The following is a 1,536-nucleotide window of genomic DNA, read 5'->3' on the forward strand; positions in this document are numbered from 1 at the left end:
CAACTGATGAACTGGTTCTCGGTGGCGTGTGAGCTGCACCGCGACTGGCGCAACGATATCGAAGGGCTGGGTAATCTGCTGTCGCAGCGGATTCCCAACTACCGCAACCTGATGAACAGCTACTCGGCGCTGACGGCGTTGCAGAAGTAAGTCGATACGGCGAAAACGCAAAGCCTGCCCTGAGAAGCAGGCTTTTTTATTGAGTTTGAATCAGAGTCTCGACAGCGGCGTGGCCGCAAGCGCGATGTTCACTCGAGGGGCTGCGCTCTATACGCTTTATAGAGCTGCTGGACTTCAGGATTATCGAGGTTCGCGTAGGTAATGCCTTCCTTTTCCAGCCCATCCAGGCCCTTGATGCCGCCAATCATCCCGGGCCATTCGTCTCGGTTTGAAATGTCGATGACGAAGGGCTTCAAATAACTGTCCAGATGGCCTTTGAACGGATTGCGGATTTCGTCACTGCGGGCATTGAGATAGTCGTCCTTGCTGGTTTTTGACCAATCGACGGCAAACCGGGTCCGAAAGCACAACTCCATGTAGATGAGCAGTATGGTGCGGCCATTGCCATCCAGAAACGGGTGAACTGAAGCCAATTGCCCCATCACCTCGCCGGGCCGATCGCGGAAGCGTTTCTTGTTTGATGCCAGTTCAAGGGCGTATTCGACGGACCTTTTGATCAGGTCGGGGCGTTCGAATATCGTGTGAGGATCATCTTTCGATCCCTTGAAAACCGCCAGATGAGGGATCAGTTCGTTGCGGTCTTTTCCCGCCCAGGGATAAAAGCCGGAGAAGAGGATTTCGTGTGTCTTGAGGACAGCTTTGTAGTCGATTGATCTTTTCTTCGCCAGAAAGGCCAGGGCATCTTCGATACTGGCTTCGAAGGAAAGATGTTCGGACTCTTTTACTTCAACGGGGTCTTTCAGTTTGAGCGAGTTTTGAAGATAACCTTCAGTCTCGAAATCGCCGAAAGGGTCGAAAGTCATGCGCTAAGCTGCTTTTTCGAACGCCTTTTTTCCTGAAGATAACGCCCTTGCAGCGCCATGATTTCTGCCTTGTTCAGCACGCCCTTTCTTTTCAGATTGACCAGCAGTTGCTCAACGCCGTCCAGCTCAACGACATCGCCCGCCAAACGTGTGATGGTCACCGCCATGCAGCTCAGGCTGTCACGGTCAGCGCTTATCTGGTGTTCTGCGGCGAGCTTGCGAACTTCGCTCGCAACGCTGTCAGTGGCTGATCTGCTCATTTGAAACCCCTAGTTTTCTTCCTGAAGAGCATAGCATGCGTCGATTCTGTAAATATTCGGCGGGCGCTCCTATGTGCGCATCGATCTTGCCACTGTCCTGTTGAAGTTGACGGTGAAACACTTTTCAACCGATTTATCCCTTTTCAATGCGTCAGTAATCTGTACCCAACTTGAACGCAACAACACACTCCAACATTGAAAAGGGACGCAGACCATGACCACTCCAACCTACAACCGCCTGAACAAAGACGACGCCATCGTGCTGCTGGTCGATCACCAGACCGGGCTGATTT

Annotated in this window: 2 protein-coding genes and 1 pseudogene; 1 reads left to right on the plus strand and 2 read right to left on the minus strand. The window is 52.3% G+C overall.

All coding sequences use genetic code 11. From position 1 onward, the window contains the following. Positions 1-150, plus strand: a pseudogene (locus ACIPZE_RS28940) (hypothetical protein); the annotation flags it as partial. A 98-nt stretch (positions 151-248) separates the two neighbouring features. Here the strand turns inward: ACIPZE_RS28940 and ACIPZE_RS28945 are convergent. Together ACIPZE_RS28945 and ACIPZE_RS28950 are read right to left on the minus strand one after the other, a co-directional pair. Next, positions 249-983 carry a Fic family protein gene (locus ACIPZE_RS28945; protein ID WP_400776857.1) on the minus strand — a complete coding sequence of 245 codons (735 nt, stop codon included), beginning with the start codon at positions 981-983 and terminating at the stop codon, positions 249-251. Next, positions 980-1,243 (minus strand): hypothetical protein, encoded by a 264-nt coding sequence (locus ACIPZE_RS28950; RefSeq protein ID WP_283436187.1) that lies wholly within the window; start codon positions 1,241-1,243, stop codon positions 980-982. The genes ACIPZE_RS28945 and ACIPZE_RS28950 overlap by 4 nt, the downstream gene beginning before the upstream one ends. Positions 1,244-1,536 lie beyond the last annotated feature (293 nt).

It is taken from the genome of Pseudomonas sp. NPDC089741 (assembly GCF_044748825.1).
GTDB classification, from domain to species: domain Bacteria; phylum Pseudomonadota; class Gammaproteobacteria; order Pseudomonadales; family Pseudomonadaceae; genus Aquipseudomonas; species Aquipseudomonas helmanticensis.